Annotated in this window: 21 protein-coding genes and 1 other RNA gene; 13 read left to right on the forward strand and 9 right to left on the reverse strand. The window is 60.8% G+C overall.

Annotation, left to right across the window (positions count from 1 at the left end; all coding sequences use genetic code 11):
• Positions 1-187: 187 nt before the first annotated feature.
• The 4 genes from trpB to dksA form a co-directional block, all read right to left on the reverse strand.
• A complete protein-coding gene (gene trpB / locus M3N55_RS04135) occupies positions 188-1,414 on the reverse strand; it encodes a tryptophan synthase subunit beta (protein ID WP_249056677.1) in 1,227 nt (408 codons plus the stop codon).
• A gap of 70 nt (positions 1,415-1,484) precedes the next feature.
• Positions 1,485-2,066, reverse strand: a complete 582-nt coding sequence (locus M3N55_RS04140) for a retropepsin-like aspartic protease family protein (RefSeq protein WP_249056680.1) — start codon at positions 2,064-2,066, stop codon at positions 1,485-1,487.
• Complete coding sequence (locus M3N55_RS04145; RefSeq protein WP_249056681.1) at positions 2,063-3,208, reverse strand: FAD-dependent monooxygenase; 1,146 nt, start codon at positions 3,206-3,208, stop codon at positions 2,063-2,065. The genes M3N55_RS04140 and M3N55_RS04145 overlap by 4 nt, the downstream gene beginning before the upstream one ends.
• 96 nt (positions 3,209-3,304) lie before the next feature.
• Positions 3,305-3,727, reverse strand: coding sequence for an RNA polymerase-binding protein DksA (gene dksA, locus M3N55_RS04150; RefSeq protein ID WP_249057137.1), 423 nt, complete (start codon positions 3,725-3,727; stop codon positions 3,305-3,307).
• Between the two features lie 200 nt (positions 3,728-3,927).
• Between dksA and M3N55_RS04155 the strand changes: the two genes are divergently transcribed.
• The 6 genes from M3N55_RS04155 to M3N55_RS04180 all read left to right on the forward strand — a co-directional run bounded on the left by M3N55_RS04155 (position 3,928) and on the right by M3N55_RS04180 (position 8,390).
• Entirely contained in the window at positions 3,928-4,770 is an 843-nt protein-coding gene (locus tag M3N55_RS04155; protein WP_249056683.1) for an AAA family ATPase, read from the forward strand.
• 2 nt (positions 4,771-4,772) lie between these two features.
• The gene (locus tag M3N55_RS04160) at positions 4,773-5,207 is read left to right on the forward strand and encodes a GNAT family N-acetyltransferase (RefSeq protein ID WP_249056685.1); all 435 of its coding nucleotides are present in this window, start codon (positions 4,773-4,775) and stop codon (positions 5,205-5,207) included.
• Positions 5,204-6,544, forward strand: coding sequence for a DUF2927 domain-containing protein (locus M3N55_RS04165; protein ID WP_249056687.1), 1,341 nt, complete (start codon positions 5,204-5,206; stop codon positions 6,542-6,544). Before M3N55_RS04160 ends, M3N55_RS04165 begins: the two co-directional genes overlap by 4 nt.
• A 19-nt stretch (positions 6,545-6,563) precedes the next feature.
• Complete coding sequence (locus M3N55_RS04170; RefSeq protein ID WP_249056689.1) at positions 6,564-6,728, forward strand: hypothetical protein; 165 nt, start codon at positions 6,564-6,566, stop codon at positions 6,726-6,728.
• Between the two features lie 4 nt (positions 6,729-6,732).
• A complete protein-coding gene (locus tag M3N55_RS04175) occupies positions 6,733-7,914 on the forward strand; it encodes a vWA domain-containing protein (protein ID WP_249056691.1) in 1,182 nt (393 codons plus the stop codon).
• Between the two features lie 95 nt (positions 7,915-8,009).
• A complete protein-coding gene (locus M3N55_RS04180; protein WP_249056694.1) occupies positions 8,010-8,390 on the forward strand; it encodes a DUF4168 domain-containing protein in 381 nt (126 codons plus the stop codon).
• Between the two features lie 66 nt (positions 8,391-8,456).
• Here the strand turns inward: M3N55_RS04180 and M3N55_RS04185 are convergent, their stop codons facing one another.
• A complete protein-coding gene (locus M3N55_RS04185) occupies positions 8,457-9,074 on the reverse strand; it encodes a peptidylprolyl isomerase (protein WP_249056696.1) in 618 nt (205 codons plus the stop codon).
• Positions 9,067-9,573, reverse strand: a complete 507-nt coding sequence (locus M3N55_RS04190) for a peptidylprolyl isomerase (protein ID WP_249056698.1) — start codon at positions 9,571-9,573, stop codon at positions 9,067-9,069. The genes M3N55_RS04185 and M3N55_RS04190 overlap by 8 nt, the downstream gene beginning before the upstream one ends.
• A 249-nt stretch (positions 9,574-9,822) precedes the next feature.
• On the opposite strand from M3N55_RS04190, the gene M3N55_RS04195 reads away from it, so the two are divergent.
• The 3 genes from M3N55_RS04195 to M3N55_RS04205 all read left to right on the forward strand — a co-directional run bounded on the left by M3N55_RS04195 (position 9,823) and on the right by M3N55_RS04205 (position 11,618).
• Complete coding sequence (locus tag M3N55_RS04195) at positions 9,823-11,013, forward strand: phosphoglycerate kinase (protein ID WP_249056700.1); 1,191 nt, start codon at positions 9,823-9,825, stop codon at positions 11,011-11,013.
• 3 nt (positions 11,014-11,016) lie between these two features.
• Positions 11,017-11,232 carry a hypothetical protein gene (locus M3N55_RS04200; RefSeq protein WP_249056702.1) on the forward strand — a complete coding sequence of 72 codons (216 nt, stop codon included), beginning with the start codon at positions 11,017-11,019 and terminating at the stop codon, positions 11,230-11,232.
• 89 nt (positions 11,233-11,321) lie between these two features.
• The gene (locus tag M3N55_RS04205; protein ID WP_249056714.1) at positions 11,322-11,618 is read left to right on the forward strand and encodes an FtsB family cell division protein; all 297 of its coding nucleotides are present in this window, start codon (positions 11,322-11,324) and stop codon (positions 11,616-11,618) included.
• 49 nt (positions 11,619-11,667) lie between these two features.
• Here the strand turns inward: M3N55_RS04205 and M3N55_RS04210 are convergent, their stop codons facing one another.
• A complete protein-coding gene (locus tag M3N55_RS04210) occupies positions 11,668-13,020 on the reverse strand; it encodes an exopolysaccharide biosynthesis polyprenyl glycosylphosphotransferase (protein ID WP_249056718.1) in 1,353 nt (450 codons plus the stop codon).
• Positions 13,021-13,162: 142 nt separating this feature from the next.
• An RNA gene (rnpB, locus tag M3N55_RS04215) (RNase P RNA component class A) lies at positions 13,163-13,552 on the reverse strand.
• 108 nt (positions 13,553-13,660) lie between these two features.
• Here rnpB and surE point away from each other — a divergent pair.
• From surE to M3N55_RS04230, 3 genes are read left to right on the forward strand one after another with little or no spacing between them, the layout of a single operon-like run.
• Positions 13,661-14,446 carry a 5'/3'-nucleotidase SurE gene (surE, locus tag M3N55_RS04220; protein ID WP_249056720.1) on the forward strand — a complete coding sequence of 262 codons (786 nt, stop codon included), beginning with the start codon at positions 13,661-13,663 and terminating at the stop codon, positions 14,444-14,446.
• On the forward strand, positions 14,443-15,087 hold the full coding sequence (locus M3N55_RS04225) for a protein-L-isoaspartate(D-aspartate) O-methyltransferase (protein WP_249056722.1): 645 nt from the start codon (positions 14,443-14,445) through the stop codon (positions 15,085-15,087). Before surE ends, M3N55_RS04225 begins: the two co-directional genes overlap by 4 nt.
• A 56-nt stretch (positions 15,088-15,143) precedes the next feature.
• A complete protein-coding gene (locus M3N55_RS04230) occupies positions 15,144-16,274 on the forward strand; it encodes a peptidoglycan DD-metalloendopeptidase family protein (RefSeq protein ID WP_249056723.1) in 1,131 nt (376 codons plus the stop codon).
• 27 nt (positions 16,275-16,301) lie between these two features.
• Here the strand turns inward: M3N55_RS04230 and M3N55_RS04235 are convergent, their stop codons facing one another.
• Positions 16,302-16,787, reverse strand: a complete 486-nt coding sequence (locus tag M3N55_RS04235) for a MarR family winged helix-turn-helix transcriptional regulator (protein ID WP_249056725.1) — start codon at positions 16,785-16,787, stop codon at positions 16,302-16,304.
• Positions 16,788-17,049: 262 nt separating this feature from the next.
• Here M3N55_RS04235 and ectA point away from each other — a divergent pair, with 262 nt between their 5' ends.
• Positions 17,050-17,592 carry a diaminobutyrate acetyltransferase gene (ectA, locus tag M3N55_RS04240; protein WP_249056727.1) on the forward strand — a complete coding sequence of 181 codons (543 nt, stop codon included), beginning with the start codon at positions 17,050-17,052 and terminating at the stop codon, positions 17,590-17,592.
• Positions 17,593-17,647 lie beyond the last annotated feature (55 nt).

Below are 17,647 nucleotides of genomic sequence, written 5' to 3' on the forward strand. Positions count from 1 at the left end.
CAACCGATAGCGTAGCAGTCACCAACACTCTTGAACCACAAAGAAACGCCACGCTCTATGCGCAGAGAAGCGCCCGTGAACACCGTGAACAACGAGCGTCCGAAACAATCGAACACCTGCCGGAATATGCCGGGACGCCGCAGGGTTCTATCGGGCAGAGGTTTAAATTTCGGCCATAAACGAAAGTTTATGCCCCCATTTCAAACCCAAGATGTTTGGCAACCGTAAAAATGTCCTTGTCGCCACGACCACACATGTTCATCACCAGAAGATGGTCACGTGGCAATTCCGGTGCAATCTTCAACACATGGGCCAACGCGTGGCTTGGCTCTAGCGCCGGGATGATCCCTTCCTGAGCGCAGCAAGTCTGGAAGGCCGAGAGCGCTTCCTTATCGGTAATGCTGACATATTGCGCACGACCAACGTCCTTCAGCCAGGCGTGTTCCGGGCCAATCCCCGGATAGTCCAACCCGGCACTGATCGAATGGCCCTCCAGGATCTGACCATCCTCGTCTTGCAGCAAATAGGTGCGATTGCCATGCAACACGCCGGGACGACCGCCGGTCAGCGACGCGCAATGCTCCATCTTGTCATCGACGCCGCGTCCACCGGCCTCAACCCCGATAATGTCCACTTCCTTGTCATCCAGGAACGGGTAGAACAGACCCATCGCATTCGACCCGCCGCCGATCGCCGCAACCAGCGTATCGGGCAAGCGACCTTCGCGTTCCATCATCTGCTCGCGGGTTTCTTGGCCAATGATTGACTGGAAATCGCGCACCATGGCCGGATAGGGGTGCGGTCCGGCCACCGTGCCGATGCAATAGAACGTGTCGCGCACATTCGTGACCCAATCGCGCAAAGCGTCGTTCATCGCGTCTTTCAGCGTACCGCGACCCGAGCGCACCGGCACCACCTCTGCCCCCAGCAGGCGCATACGGAACACGTTGGGCGCTTGGCGTTCGACATCATGCGCGCCCATGTAGACGATACATTTCAGTCCAAAGCGGGCGCACACCGTGGCAGTTGCAACGCCATGCTGCCCTGCCCCGGTTTCCGCAATGATGCGGGTTTTGCCCATACGCCGCGCCAGCAAAATCTGGCCCAGCACATTGTTGATCTTATGCGCGCCGGTATGGTTCAACTCGTCGCGTTTCAGGTAAATCTTCGCGCCACCGCAATAGTCTGTCAGCCGCTCTGCGAAATACAAAGGCGACGGGCGACCAACATAATGCTTCCACAGATCGTCCATCTCGGCCCAGAATGTCGGGTCGGTCTTGGCATGCTCATATTCTGCTTCCAGCGACAGGATCAGCGGCATCAGGGTTTCTGACACAAAACGCCCGCCATATATGCCGAAACGGCCCTGCTCGTCAGGTCCGGTCATGTAGGAATTCATCAGATCATCGGGCATGGCGCATATCCTCTGTGGGGTTATCAGAGTCCTAGCGCTGCAACCCCTTGCAGACAAGCCCGAAGACCGCTCAGCGTTGCAGGAACAGGCGGTCGCCTTCTATCGAAATGCGCGCGTAGCGCGACAAATATCCCATCCCCAGAAGCGAGACATCCAGCGCGCCCTCATTCACGAAGGCAGGAACATTGGTGTCCCGAAACTCCAGCCCACCTTCGGACAGAACCACCTCGTTCAATTCCACGCGGGCCAGCCCGACAATGCCATTCGCGGTGCGCGCCTGCCCCAGATAGGGCAAGCTGGCAGGGTCGAACCCGACACGCGCGGCATCTTCTTGCGACAACACAAGATCAGAAGCACCGGTGTCGAGAATGAACGTAACCGGGCTGCCATTGACCTGCAATTCCAGCCTGAAATGCCGGTCATTGCCTGCACGAAGCACAATTTCCCCGTCGCCGGTTACGCTTGGGCGGCGATCATTCAAGTTCTCCCACAGCCCATAAGCAGCGGCGACCCCGACAAAGATCAGGCCCCACAAAACCGCATGGCGCAGGGTGGTGCCAAGATTCGTGGCACGCGCGACCAAAAGATAACCCACAAGCACCGCGCCCCAGATGCTTAGATAGACCAGTTGCATCATGTCATCTGTGGTCATGCGCCCCCCTTGGTCGCGTCATGATCGTAAATCCATCCGAATTGCCGCAATGGCGCATCGGGCACAAAGCGTTGCGACAGGCGCAGCGCAAGATGTGCCAATGGCGCAAGCGGCGCGCGCAGATGGTAATTCCGCGCATTACGATTCGCTGCCTCGACCACGCGCAGCACGCGGCCCCGACGCGCTGCCTGATAGGCGGCTAGGCCCGTCGGCACATCAGGCGCGCGGTCCAGTTCACGCGCCAAGGTGAAGGCATCTTCCAAAGCCATATTCGCGCCTTGTGCCATGAAAGGCAGCGTGGGATGCGCGGCATCACCCAAGAGCACAGCGCGCCCCGCATGCCACCGCGGTGCAACTTTGTGACGGAACAAACCCCATAGATAAACTTGGTCCACCTGTTCCAACCAGCCTGGCACCGGCCCGCCAAACCCCGCAAAAGCCCGCCGCAGATTGTCGGGGCTGTCGGGGTGGTTCCAGCCTTCATCGGCCCACGCCTTGCGCTCCTCGACTGCGACAATATTGCGCAAAGTGCCACCCCGCAGCGGGTAGCTGACAAGATGCCGGCCCGGCCCCATGAAGACCTGCGTCTCTGCGCGGTCCTGTGGGGTGCCGGGAATCAGCGCGCGCCATGCCACCTGCCCGGTGAAAAAAGGCGGCTGGGCACCGTTCAACACCGGGCGCAGGACCGAATGCAAACCATCTGCGCCGACCACCAGATCGGCGTCCAGTGTTTCGCCCCCCGACAGGGTGACACGGCCAGCCATTGCATCGACCGCAACGGCTTGCGCGTTGAAGCGGATCGCAACTCCTTGCGCCTGCGCTGCAAGAGCAGCTACGCAATCGGCGCGGTGCACAAGATGAAATCCCGGCCCGTTTTGGGGCAAGCCCATCTGCAAGACCTGCGCGCCCGAAGAGTTGCGTAATGTCACGGCTTGTGCTCGCAGACCAACCGGGGACAGACCCAAAGCCTGCCAGACGCGCGAACCGTTGGGGCTGATCTGGATGCCTGCGCCAACCTCGCGAAAAGCCCCGGCTTGTTCCAGCAACGTGACCATTGCGCCATGGTTTCGCAGCGCCACTGCCGCAGCCAGCCCGCCAATGCCGCCCCCAACAATCACAACAGATTTGCCCGCAAGCGTCATGCAACCCCTCTCAACGACAAAGGCACCGGCTGCGCTTTCGCGCCCCGATGCCTTTAAATGCGCATAGCGCTGCGGCTATGCAACGTGGCAAATTGCTCAATCGTCGCGATGCACGCGTTCTTTACGCTCATGCGCTTCCTGCGCCTGCAAGGTCATGGTCGCAATCGGGCGCGCATCCAAGCGTTTCAGCGAAATCCGCTCCCCTGTCATCTCGCAATAGCCAAAGTCGCCAGAATCGATCCGGCGCAATGCCGCATCAATTTTAGAGACCAGCTTGCGCTGGCGGTCACGCGTGCGCAATTCCAGCGCGCGGTCGGTTTCTTCGGATGCGCGGTCGGCAATGTCGGGAATCGCTCGGCTACTTTGGGCCAGTTCCGCCAACGTTTCGGCGCTACCCTTCATGATGTCGTCTTTCCAAGCCAGAAGTTTGCGGCGGAAATACTCAACTTGGCGTTCGTTCATGAACGGTTCGTCTTCGGCAGGACGATAGTCTTCTGGCAAAAATACTTCAGTTTTCATCACCTGTTCCCCGTGCTCTGCGGAACCATAGGTATTGAGGTCTTCGTGCATGACATCACCCATATTCCGTGCCCTCGCGGGCCGGATACCCCAAGCGGCAGGTATTGTCACGCGCTTTCCTGCCTTGCCCATCTTGCGACCTTGCCGCTGAAATGACCGCGGGCTAGGTTGCGCTCATGAAACAGGCAGGCGGGCAACGAATGCGATTTTCCTCTACAAATGATTACATAGCGGGCAATGATCTGACCATGGCCGTCAATGCCGCGATCACCTTGCAACGCCCGCTTTTGGTTAAAGGGGAGCCGGGGACCGGCAAAACCGAACTGGCCCGCCAAATAGCCGGCAGCCTTGAAGTGCCGATTATCGAATGGGGCATCAAATCCACCACCCGCGCGCAGCAGGGCCTTTATGAATACGACGCTGTGTCGCGGCTACGGGACAGCCAGTTGGGCGATGCGCGGGTCGAGGATGTGTCGAACTACATTCGCAAAGGCAAGCTGTGGCAAGCGTTCGAGGCCGACCAACGCGTCGTCCTGTTGATTGACGAGATCGACAAAGCCGATATCGAGTTTCCGAACGATCTGCTTCAGGAATTGGACCAGATGCAGTTCTTTGTCTACGAAACGGGCGAGACCATCCGCGCCCGGCACCGGCCCATCGTCATCATCACCTCGAACAATGAAAAAGACCTGCCCGATGCGTTTCTGCGCCGCTGCTTTTTCCATTACATTCAATTTCCCGACATGGAGACACTGAAATCCATCATCGCCGTGCATTTTCCTGACATAAAACCGCGATTGCTGGAAACCGCGCTGACACAATTCTTCGAGGTCCGCGATACGCCGGGGCTGAAGAAGAAACCCTCGACCTCGGAAGTGCTGGACTGGCTGAAACTACTTCTGGCAGAGGATTTGTCGCCGGAAGATTTGCGCCGCGATGGTGCCAGCGCCTTGCCCAAGCTGCATGGTGCCTTGTTGAAAAATGAACAGGATGTGCATCTCTTCGAACGGCTGGCCTTCATGGCACGTCGGCAAGGACGCTAAGGATGGATATTCGCCCGCTGGCACAAGCTGATCGTTCTCAATGGGATGCGCTCTGGCGCGGTTATCTGGAGTTTTACGAAACCACCCTGCCGCCAGAAACCTATGATGCAACCTTTGCTGCGCTGCTGTTGGAAAAGGACATGTGCGGGCTGGTGGCCGATGACGGGGGCCGCTTGCTCGGCCTTGCGCATATAGTGTTCCACGCGCATTGTTGGCGGCCCGAAGGGGTAACTTATCTGCAAGACCTTTTCACCATGCCAGATGCGCGCGGCAGGGGTGTCGGTCGCGCGTTGATAGAAGCGGTCTACGCGCTGGCGGATGCGCGCGGGCGGCCTTCTGTCTACTGGACGACGCAACACTTCAATACAGACGCGCGCCAGCTTTATGACCGCGTCGGGCAGTGGACACCCTTTATCAAATATGTCCGCCCGACATGAGGCATGCGCTGGCCTTTGCACTGCTGCTTGCAGGCTGCGCGCCACTTTCCGTGGACGGCCCTGTGCCCGACATGGCGCTTCAAACCCGCGCGCTTAGCTCGCAAACCCTGTTCGGGGCACCCCAGCCACAACCGACGCAGGTGGCCAATGGCCAGATGGTGCAAGACATCCTTGAACTTGGCTTTCAACTGGAATCGGGGCGCGAGATCCCGCGCCTGTCCCGCTTCGAAGGCCCAATTACGCTGCGCTTGACGGGCCGCCTGCCGCCATTGGCCGCTGCTGAAACCGACCGCCTGTTGACGCGGCTGCGCACCGAAGCCGGGCTGGACATTCAACGGCAAGCCGAGCCGGCCAACATTACCGTCGAATTCGTGCCGCGTGCCACAATGCGCCGCACTGTGCCCGAGGCCAGTTGCTTCGTGGTGCCGAATATTACCTCTTGGGCCGAGTTTCGCGCGGCGCTGCGCGGACCGGGTCTGAACTGGGCCGAGATCATAGAGCGCGACCGCGCTCTGGTCGTCGCGCCCTCCGATGCCACCGTGCAGGAAATGCGCGATTGCCTGCATGAAGAAATAGGCCAGGCGCTTGGCCCGCTGAACGACCTGTATCGCATTGCCGGAACCGTCTGGAATGATGACAATTTCCAGACCGTGCTGACCGGCTATGACATGTTGGTGCTGCGGGTCTGGAATGATCCTGCCTTGCGGTCGGGGATGACCAAGGCAGAGGTCGCGCGCCGCCTGCCCGCCATTCTGGCCCGCTTGAACCCGCGCGGGCAAGGCGGGGCGGCCAGCGCCCCTGCCGCGAACGCGCGCGACTGGGTGCAAGCCATCGAAGACGCGCTGTCCTCGCCACGCCCCTCGCGCAGCTACCAGCAAGCGGCCCGCGCACTGGGCCTTGCCGTAGAGGCAGGCTGGCAGGATGCGCGACTGGCCTTCAGCCTGTTTCTTGTGGCCCGTTTTGCCCCGCCAGCACGCGGCGCAGACGCATTGGAAGCGTTAATCCAAGCCTCGAATTTATATGGCGCACTTCCCGACGGGGCCAAAGCACAAGCCTATGTCGACCTGCACCTTGCGGCACAAGCGCTGGGGGTCAAGCAATATTCGGATGTGCTAGGCCTGACTGCGCGCGCCATGCGCGCGGCCCGTCAAGCAGAGAACGGGGCGCTTTTGTCCTCACTCATGTTACTGCGCGCGCAGGCACTTGCTGCGCAGGGAAATACCACCGAGGCCGCGCGATTGCGCCGTGACGCGACCCCGTTCGCGCTGTATGGCTTCGGCTCTGACAAGGCCGCGACCGCGCGGCGCGACGAAATCGCGCTGCTGGGCGCGCCATGAACCTGAAAGGCACAAAGGCATGATCGTGATCGCTGGAATGATTCTTGGGGCGATTTTGGGGTGGCGCAAGGCCCGCAAACTGGGCGGCAACCGGATGGATATCGCACAATACGCAGGTGTCGGAGCAATCGCCGGGGCGCTTTTGGGGCTGTTCATTACGATTGGGCTTGAAAAGGTGCTTTAACCCCATGTTCCTGCCCTTCTTTCAGTCACTGCGCGCCCATCAGGTGCCGGTCAGCCCGCGCGAATATCTGGGCTTTCTGGAAGCGGTTCTGGCAGGGCTGGCAACCTATGACATTGACGGATTCTACTATCTGGCCCGCGCCGCCATGGTGAAGGACGAACGCCATCTGGACCGGTTCGACCGCGCCTTTGCCGCAAGCTTCAAAGGGCTGGAGGCGATCAGCTTCGACGACATGGTGCAGGCGATGGACCTGCCCCGCGACTGGCTGGAAAAGCTGGCAGAAAAGACGCTCTCGCCCGAGGAAATGGCCGAGATCCAGTCGCTTGGCGACTTCGACAGGTTGATGGAGACGTTGAAACAACGTCTGGAAGAACAGAAAGAGCGCCATCAGGGCGGCAACAAATGGGTGGGCACGGCGGGCACATCGCCCTTTGGGGCCTACGGCTACAACCCCGAAGGCGTCCGCATCGGGCAGGACCGCTCGCGCCACAGACGGGCGGTCAAGGTCTGGGACAAGCGCGAGTTCCGCGACCTGGATGGTGACCGCGAGCTTGGGACACGTAATATCAAGGTGGCGCTGAAAGGGTTGCGCAAATGGGCGCGCGATGGTGCGGCGCAAGAGCTGGATCTTGACGGCACGATCCGCGCGACCGCCGAACAAGGCTGGCTGGATGTGAAAACCCGGCCAGAGCGGCGCAACGCGGTCAAGGTATTGCTATTATTGGATATCGGCGGGTCCATGGACGACCATGTGCAGGCTGTTGAAGATCTGTTCAGCGCCGCGCGGGCCGAATTCAAGCATATGGAGCATTTCTATTTCCACAACTGCCTGTACGAATTCGTCTGGCGCGACAATGCCCGGCGCTGGACCGAACGCCTGCCCACATGGGATTTGCTGCGCAGCTATGGCAGCGACTGGAAGTGCATTTTCGTGGGCGATGCGGCCATGTCGCCCTATGAAATTGCCCTGCCCGGTGGCGCGAATGAGCATTGGAACGAAGACGCGGGCCAAGTCTGGCTGGAGCGGGCGCGGCTGCAATGGCCCGACACCCTGTGGATCAACCCGGCGCCGGAAGCGCATTGGCGCTATACGCAATCGACCCAGATGATCGGCCAGATTTTCGAGGGGCGCATGGTGCCCATGACGCTTGATGGCCTTAGCCGCGGCGTAAAGCTGTTGGGCTAGATCGGCATTTTTCTGCCGCCCGTATTTGCATGCCTCTCTCGTGTCCCCTACCTCCTTCGCAGTCGCGGACTGACCCGCGCAGGACAGGAGACTAAATGACCTTCAAAACGACTCTTACAGCCGCAGTGCTGGCCTCTGGACTTGCCCTTGGGACAGCACCCGCAGTGCTGGCTCAAACGCCGCCAGACGGAGCCGTACTTGTGCAAGAAGAGGGGAAGCTGGACTCTTTCGTCATGGCCGCTTTGGCCGTCGACGAGGTGCGCAATACCTATGTTGCACAGCTTCAGACGATTGAAGATGAAACAGCTCAACAAGCCCTTATCGAAGAGGCAAATGCTGCGATTGTGCAAGCCATCGAGAATGCCGAAGGGATTGGCCTTGAGGAATATGTCGCCATCGGCGAAGCCGCCAGCACTGACCCGGAAATTGCTGCGCAACTGGAATCGATGATGCGTGAACGCGCGCCCGCTCAGTGATCTTACGCCCATGAAACGGAAAAGGCCGGGCAAAACGCCCGGCCTTTTTAATTCAATCGCAGTATCTTAGCGTTCGATCGTGACGCGTTCCATACGGTCGGGTTCACCCACAATCGCGCCGTTTCCACCGGTGCCAAGCTTGATGGCATCCAGAACATCATACCCATCGATTAACTGGCCAACCACGGTATATTGCCCGTTCAAATGCGGCGCTGGCGTAAACATGATGAAGAACTGGCTATTTGCAGAATCTGGGTTTTGTGAACGTGCCATGCCGACCACACCGCGTGCGAAATTCTGGTCCGAGAACTCGGCTTGCAGGTTGGGCAGGTCCGACCCGCCCATCCCCCAAAACCGGGGATTCCCGTCAGCGCGACCATTTTCCACGTCGCCCGTTTGCGCCATGAACCCCTCAATCACACGGTGGAACACCACGCCGTCATAATCGCCGCGCTCTGCCAGCGTCACGATGCGTTCCACATGCGCAGGTGCCAGATCGTCGCGCAAGGCAATGCGCATGGTGCCACTGGCTTCACCCGCCACCTCTATCACCATGACCGGACCGTCATGGTCGGCAGGCACTTCGGCGGTCTGGGCGCTGACAGCGTTCAGGTTCCACCACGACGCGCCCAAAATCGCCAGACCCGCCGCGAAAAGCCCCGCGAAGATCAGCTTGTCACGCATCGGCGGCCACCTTGACCGACAGCATCTTGTCGGGGCTTGCAGGCGGTTCACCACGCGTGATGGCATCGACATGTTCCATCCCCGATATCACGCGGCCATAGACCGTGTATTGGCGGTTCAGGAAGTGGTTATCGCCAAAATTGATGAAGAACTGGCTATTTGCGCTGTCTGGATTTTGCGACCGCGCCGCCCCCAGCGTTCCCCGGTCATGCGGCACGCCCGAGAATTCGGCCTTCAGGTTTGGCAAGTCCGACCCGCCGGTGCCGCAGCGGCCGGGGGTGTAGTTAACCTCGGTATTGCCGTTGGCCACGTCGCCGGTCTGCGCCATGAACCCGTCGATCACCCGGTGAAACACCACGTTGTCGTATTTGCCGGCACGGGCCAGTTCCTTCATGCGTGCGCAATGGCCAGGGGCCACATCGGGCAGCAATTCGATGATAACGGTGCCGTCCTTCAATTCCATCAGGATGGTGTTTTCGGGGTCTTTGATTTCGGCCATCTGGGCGCTCCTGTTGCAGATATGGGGGCAACCTAATGCGCGAGAGCAGGCATGGAAAGCCCTGTTGCGACGCTCCGGCGTGGACGTGATGGTCAGAATGGCCGGGGTCTTTAGATTGCCCGGCTGGGCAATATACGGGGTCAGACCATGCGATCCGCCCACCTTCCACCCCCAATTCAACGGGCGTCTGGCATTGACCCGCCCCCTGCTTTCGCGCCACATAGGCCGAAAGGTTTGCCGGGGGTAAAGATGGCTTTCAAAACGCTTGAAGACATAGATTTCGCTGGCCGCACGGCGCTTGTGCGCGTTGATATCAACGTGCCGATGGCCGATGGCCGCGTGACAGACGCAACACGGATCGAGCGTATTTTGCCCACGATCCGACACATCACGCAAGCGGGCGGCAAGGCGGTGCTTTTGGCGCATTTCGACCGGCCAAAGGGCCAGCGCGTGCCCGAAATGTCGCTGTCACTGGTTCGCCCGGCGCTGGAAGCGGCGTTGGGAAAACCCGTGGCCTTTGCCGAGGATTGCATAGGCATACCTGCCAAGAAAGCGGTCGCGGCCATGGAACCCGGCGATGTGCTGCTGCTGGAGAACACCCGCTTTCACGCGGGCGAGGAAAAGAACGACAAGATGCTGGCGGCCGGCATGGCGGCGCTGGGGGATGTCTTCGTAAATGACGCATTCTCGGCTGCGCATCGCGCGCATGCCTCTACCGCGGGGGTGGCGGAGTTGATGCTGAACTGCGCCGGTCGCCTGATGGAAGCCGAGTTGACAGCGCTGGAAAAAGCATTGGACAAGCCGGAACGCCCGGTGGCTGCGGTGGTTGGCGGGGCCAAGGTCTCGACCAAGCTGGACCTGCTGTCAAACCTGATTGGACGGGTGGACCACCTGATTATCGGCGGCGGCATGGCGAACACGTTTCTGGTGGCGCAAGATGTCGAGATCGGCAAATCGCTGGCAGAGCGCGATATGACCGACACCGCGCGCGACATTCTTGACCGCGCCGCGGCGCAGGGATGCACAATCCATCTGCCCTGCGATATTGTCGTCGCGCGCGAATTCGCCGCCGGTGCCGCATACGAAACCGTGCCGATCAATGAGTGCCCGGCCGACGCCATGATCCTGGATGCCGGGCCTGACACTGTCGCGGCGATTACCAAGCTTTTGGGCGACTGCCGGACCTTGGTCTGGAATGGACCGCTGGGCGCATTCGAGATCGCGCCCTTCGACATGGCGACCAACGCCGCCGCCCGCGCTGCGGCAGAGCTTACCGAAGCCGGGCATCTTGTCTCGGTTGCGGGTGGTGGCGATACGGTCGCGGCCTTGAACAAAGCAGGTGTGGCAGACCGCTTCAGTTATGTTTCAACCGCCGGGGGCGCGTTCCTGGAATGGCTGGAAGGCAAGACCTTGCCCGGCGTCGCCGCCTTGGAGGACTGAGCTATGGACATGATCGTCTGGGCCGGCGCGGTCGTCTCGCTTGCCGGGGTTGCCGGGTTGGTTTGGTGCATTCTGTATGTTATCCGCCTGCGCCGCGCGACCCTTGACGAGGCTACGATGCGGGCGCGGATGCAAAAAGCCGTGCTGGTGAATTTTGCCGCGCTGGCCGTGTCGACCCTTGGGTTGATGATGGTGGTTGCGGGAATTTTCCTGTCCTGAGGGATTCCCGCGCGCGGCGTCCTGTGGCATAATGGCGGAAAAGGGCCGGTTAAGAACCGGCGCAGTCTTACGGACGAGCAGGATAACATATGCGCAAACCACGCCCGGCCATCGGGGCGCTCTTCTTTTTCGGAACTGCGCTTGTTCTGGCGCTATATTTCACTTTTGCGGCGGTGCAAGGCAGCTTTGGGCTGTTCAATCGTGTTCAGGTGCAGGCGGAGAGTTCCGAATTGGTGCAACGTCGTGACAGGTTGCAGGTGGAGCTGTCGCAGCTTCAGAACAAGACCACGCGGCTGTCGGATGATTTTTTGGATCTGGACCTGCTTGACGAGCGCGCGCGCGATGTTCTGGGGCTGGGGCGCCCGGATGATGTGATCATCCGTTGAGGCTTTGGCCTGTCCCGGCTTGGGCCGTTCTTATCGGGGGAAGCTTGAGTCAATACGCGTTCTCACCGCCCAGAACTGCGGGCAACGTCAGAACAAGGATGCGTATGTCAAGCCAAGGCGACCAATCGTCAATATAATCCAGATCGCAGGCAAGGCGGCGGCGGATATCTTCGGGCCGAAGAACCGCACCCCGGAAACCCCGGATCTGTGCAAGGCCGGTCAGGCCCGGCTTCACCTTGTGACGGGCGGCATAGCCTGCGGCCACAGCGGCGAATTCCAGATCGTGGCTGCGCGCGCCGACAGCGTGTGGGCGTGGCCCGACAAGCGACATATCACCAATCAATACATTGAAAAGTTGCGGCAATTCGTCCAATGAACTGCGGCGTAGGAACCGACCGACACGGGTGATGCGGGCATCTGCACGGGCCACGGGGACGAGCGCGCGGTCATCACGCTGGGCATGGTGCAGGCTACGGAATTTGAGCGCTGTAAAGGGTGCGCCGACATAGCCTTCGCGGCGCTGGCGAAACAGGACCGGGCCGGGGCTGTCCAGCCGGATGGCCAGCGCAAGCAGCGCCATCAGCGGAAGCGCCAGCAAGGTCAGAAGCACGCCGAGCACAAGGTCGAAGGCGCGTTTGAAGACCGCGTCACGCCCCCGCAGCGGGCGGTCGAACAGGTCCAGCAGCGCCAATTCACCCAGCCAGCGATACGAGCGCGGGCGCAGCCCCAGCTTGCTGTCATGTGGGGCCAGCCGGATATCTACCGGCAGCACCCAAAGCGGGGCAAGGATTTGCATAATGCGGTCTTCGGCGCGGGGCGGCATGGTGACAATGACGATATCGACGGCCTGCCGCGCGATAAAATCCGGAAGGTCGGCCATGGTGCCCAGCCGCGGCACGCCAAGTTGCAAGGGCGGTGAGCGCGCGCCATCGCGGTCATCGAACAGCCCCAGCACCCGAACGCCCTGCCGGCGTAATCGGGCCAGATGTTCGAGTGTCGGTTGCGCTTCGGCACCGCCCCCCGCGATCACCACGCGCAACCCGATCCGCCCCCGCAGCACGCCGCCCCGTGACAACGGCAAAAGCCCGAGTCGCCAGACTGCCGCCATGCTTGCCCCAGCGGCGCAGATGGCAAACCCCGGCACATGCAGGGTCATCCACCCGCCCGCCGCAAACGCCGCCAGCATGGCCCAGAGCCGGGCACCCTTCTGGGTGTCATAGCCACCCAACGGCGCTGCCGGGTCGGGGCGTGCGGACATAAAGCCCAACGACAGGCCCGATACCCCAAGCGCCAGAGCCGGACCGGCCTTTGCGAGCGCCATATCAGCAAGACCGAACGCGAAGGCCGCAACGACCATAGCTGCAAGCGCCAAAGCCCATTCAAGCGACCAAGCGAGTGCCACAAAACGAGCAGGCGTGATGCGCCAGCACGCTATACCAAGTGGCTTTGCACCCAAACCCAGTGAACCAGACGGTAATTCTTGCATGAGTGCCCGAACGTAATGTTTCGGACCATCCTAAAGCTATCAAGTTTAGAACGCGTAAAGATGCGGATGGCCTGTAAGCCGGGTTCTGTCCGGGGGCCAAGGCCCCCTGGATGACCATTCATCTGCCCCCGTGCTTGCGCACGAGGGTCAAGCTGCCAACCCGGACCTCGGGCTGAAGCGGCCCTGCGGCGGTATCCCAAAGGGACCGGACCCGCGTGAAGTCCCTATTCGGCATTGCTCCCGGTGGGGCTTGCCGTGCCGGTCCGGTTGCCCGTCCCGCGGTGGGCTCTTACCCCACCGTTTCACCCTTACCATGCATGCATGGCGGTTTGTTCTCTGTGGCGCTATCCCTCGGGTTGCCCCGGCCGGGCGTTACCCGGCACCGTCGCTTCATGGAGCCCGGACTTTCCTCGAAGGCTTGCACCTCCGCGGTCATCCAGCCATCCGCATCGGGGTTGCGCATATGCCGCGCGCGCGGCTTGGTCAATGGCCTACACCCCTTGTCGCCCCGCCCGGCCTGCACTAAGCAAGAAACAGGCGCAAAGACGGGGCGAAGATGCGAATTCTGGTGACGAATGACGATGGGATCAATGCACCCGGCCTGAAGGTTCTGGAAGATATCGCGGGACGCATCGCCGGGCCAGAGGGAGAGGTCTGGGTCGTCGCCCCTGCTTTCGAGCAATCGGGCGTGGGCCATTGCATCAGCTATACGCACCCGATGTTGCTGAGCAAGCTGGAGCATCGCCGCTATGCTGCCGAAGGTAGCCCCGCCGATTGTGTGCTGGCCGGATTTTACGACGTGTTGCAAGGCGCGCGCCCCGATCTGGTGCTGTCGGGCGTGAACCGGGGCAATAACGCAGCTGAAAACGTGCTGTATTCCGGCACGGTCGGCGGCGCTATGGAGGCCGCGTTACAGGGCCTCCCCGCGATTGCCTTGTCGCAATTCATGGGGCCAGAGACGGAAAACCTGCCAACGCCCTTCGACGCCGCGATCGGCCATGGCGAGGCCGTGGTGCGCGCACTTTTGGACAAAGCACCGTGGGACGAGCAGGATTATCGCCTGTTCTACAACGTGAATTTCCCGCCTATCGGGCGCGATGCGGTCAAAGGCACCAAGGTGGTTCGCCAAGGCTACCGCAAGGACACGTTTTTCGGGGTGGAACCGCAGATGTCGCCCTCTGGCCGCCGGTTTTTGTGGATCAAGGGCGGCCCGCAGCACATGCCCACGGCGCCGGAAACCGATGCGGCGGCCAATCTGGACGGGTATATCTCTGTCACACCCATGCGCGCCGACCTGACCGCGGAAGATGCGCTGGACGATGTCCGAAAGGCGCTTGAATGAATGACGCGCCCGACCAGATGGAAGCGCGGATGCGTTTCATCTACACCCTGCGTTCTCGCGGTGTGACCGATGCGCGTATTTTGACCGCGATGGAAAAGATCGACCGCTCGGCGTTTTTGACCGGCCTGTTCCGCGAGCGGGCCTATGAAGACACGCCCCTGCCAATTGCCTGTGGGCAAACCATAAGCCAGCCCTCTGTGGTGGCGCTGATGACAGAGGCGCTGGACCTCGGACCGCGCGACAAGGTGTTGGAAGTAGGCACCGGGTCGGGCTACCAAGCCGCGATCCTCAGTCAATTGGCACGGCGCGTCTACACGGTCGAGCGGCATCGGGCCTTGGCCCGGCAGGCGCAAGGCGTGTTCGATGCGCTTGGGTTGGTGAATATCACCTGCATCGTGGGCGACGGGTCGCACGGATTGCCCGACCAGGCGCCATTTGATCGCATCATCGTGACCGCGGCGGCAGAGGACCCTCCCGGCCCTCTCTTGGCGCAACTTAAAATTGGCGGTATCATGGTCGTCCCGGTTGGTCAGTCGGACACAGTTCAGAACTTGATCCGTGTGCATAGACAAGACACTGGATTCGAGTATGAGGAATTGCGCGCCGTGCGATTTGTCCCTCTTGTCGAGGGGCTGGGTTGACCCCGCCACGATCAGAGCCGGAACGGCCATCGCGTCAGAGCAGAAGGTTTTGGGACATGCAACAGACACGCCCGGTCTTGATACTGACCGCAACCGCCATTTTGGGACTGACCGCATGTTCCGATTTCGACATGGACATGCGCAGCGCCGCCAACGGGTTTTCGACCGCCGATGCCGCGCGGCAGATAAGTGCTGACCGTCCACGGGCCGACGCGCGCGGAATTATCACTTATCCCGATTATCAAGTCGTGGTTGCACGCGGCGGCGACACGGTGCAGACCGTGGCGCAGCGCTTGGGCGAAAACCCGGTGGATCTGGCGCGTTACAACGCGCTGACCCCAGACACCAAACTGCGCCCGGGTGAGATCCTTGCCCTGCCTCGTAAACTTGAGACGAACAGTGGGATTGCTGTAACCACGCTTGCCGAAACAGCGATCAACCGCGCAGAAGGCGGCGCCGAGTCTCCCGCTCCGGCCGCCCGAACAGACGGCCCACAGCCGACACGCCACCGGGTCGAACGCGGCGAAACGGCGTTCCAAATCGCCCGACTGTATAACGTAAGCCCGCGCGCGCTGGCTGACTGGAACGGGCTTAGCCCCGAAATGGAGGTGCGCGAGGGGCAGGTTCTGATGATCCCGGTCGCGGCGCAACTGGATCGCGCGCCGGCTGTCGCGCCGGTGACGCAGCCGGGCAGCGGTAGTCCAACACCGCCGCCACCCTCGGCCTCTACCCCAATGCCGGAACCAGCGCCACCGGCCCAAGTCGCGGCGCAAGAGGCCGAAGACGCGCGCCCGCCTTCGCCGCAATTGGCGCAGGAACGCACCGAACCTGCGGCGGCCACCAGTTTTGCCATGCCGGTAGATGGGCGCATCATCCGGGCTTATGCGCCGGGGCGCAACGACGGGATCGGGATTGCGGCCAGCGCAGGCACCAATGTGCGCGCCGCGCAGTCGGGCACCGTCGCCGCCATCACCAAGACCACGACCGGGGTGAATATCCTTGTGCTAAGTCATGCCAACAACGTGCTGACAGTCTACGCCAACATCGACACGCTGGCCGTTGAGAGGGGCGCGCGCGTGTCACGCGGACAGACGATTGCAAAGGTTGCTGCGGGCGATCCCAGCTTTCTGCATTTCGAAGTGCGCAATGGGCAGGACAGCGTCGATCCGATGCAATATCTGCAATAGCAAATCTGTAAGGCAGGTTTTGCCGCGTCAGGAGGCGCGCGCAGTTCCATCTGCGGCCGCTTCCGCCGCGGGAAGTGGCACTGTGTTTTCCGCATCGAACAACATCGAGAGCCGCTCCGTTGCCGCAAGCAGCATTGCTTGTTCCCACGGGGCCAGTTGTTCGAAGCGTTTGGTGAAACGGTCATGCAACGGATCTGGCGTCTGCTCCAGCAAGCTGCGCCCGGCATCGGTCAGGATAGCCCAGACCGCCCGACGATCGGCCTGACGCCGCTCGCGCCGGACCAATCCGCGTGCTTCCAGCCGGTCAATCTGAACCGATATCGTCGCCTGCCCCACGCCCAGCGCGCGTGCAATGTCGCGCGGCATTTCCTGTCCCTTACGGCGTAGCGTGTGCAACACCAGAAGTTGCGCTTGCGTCAAACCCGACGCCCGCGCCATGGCACGCTCATTGCCTTCCAACGTGTGCAAGATGCGCCGCAACGCGATCAAGGTATCGGATGAGCGTTCAATCACCACAGCCTCCAGAAAAACACTTGTTGATAATGCCCTTAGCCGGCGCGAATGACAAGTCACCACCTAAAATTTAGTTTTCTTAACAATTTTTCACTGCTGAGAAAAAACTTTGCTTTGCGAACTCTAGTTCGCGCCATTCTCTTAAATTATGATTTTATTTCAATATTTTAAGTTTCGAAAAGCACCCCACATACTTCGGGTTGATAAATTAAATTCAATACCATATGTTATGCAGAACGAAATAACAGGGGTCAGCATTTCCATGGCGAAAGACGTGACATTCGATCAAGCCGACACGCAGGATCTTCTGCATCTGCGCAAGCCGACCAAAGCTGACGGTGCATCCGTCTGGCAGTTGGTGGCGGAATGTGCGCCGCTGGATCAGAATTCAATGTATATGAACCTGGTTCAGTGTGACCACTTTGCAGAAACCTGCATCCTGGCCGAACGCGGTGGCGAGGTGCTGGGCTGGATTTCCGGCCATATACCCCCTGAAACACCTGACACGATCTTTGTGTGGCAAGTTGCCGTCCATGCCGATGCGCGGGGCCTTGGCCTTGGCAAGCGGATGCTGCGCGCGCTGTTGCAGCGCCCTGCCTGTGCGAATGTGACCAAGCTGGAAACCACGATCACCCGCAGCAATGACGCAAGCTGGGGTTTGTTCCGCAGCTTTGCTCGCGACAGGGGTGCCTCGCTGTCGGACGCACCTCATTACGAGCGCGACGCGCATCTGAATGGTGAACACGCGACCGAACATCTGGTCTCTATTGACCTGCCGCGCAAGCGGCTGCGGCTAGTCGCCTGAGGGGCGCGCATTGCGCCCCCGCCCCTAGCCTCTGAACCAACATTTCTGAAAGGAC

The sequence above is a fragment of the Roseinatronobacter domitianus genome (assembly GCF_023336755.1).
In the GTDB taxonomy this organism is placed as follows: domain Bacteria; phylum Pseudomonadota; class Alphaproteobacteria; order Rhodobacterales; family Rhodobacteraceae; genus Roseinatronobacter; species Roseinatronobacter domitianus.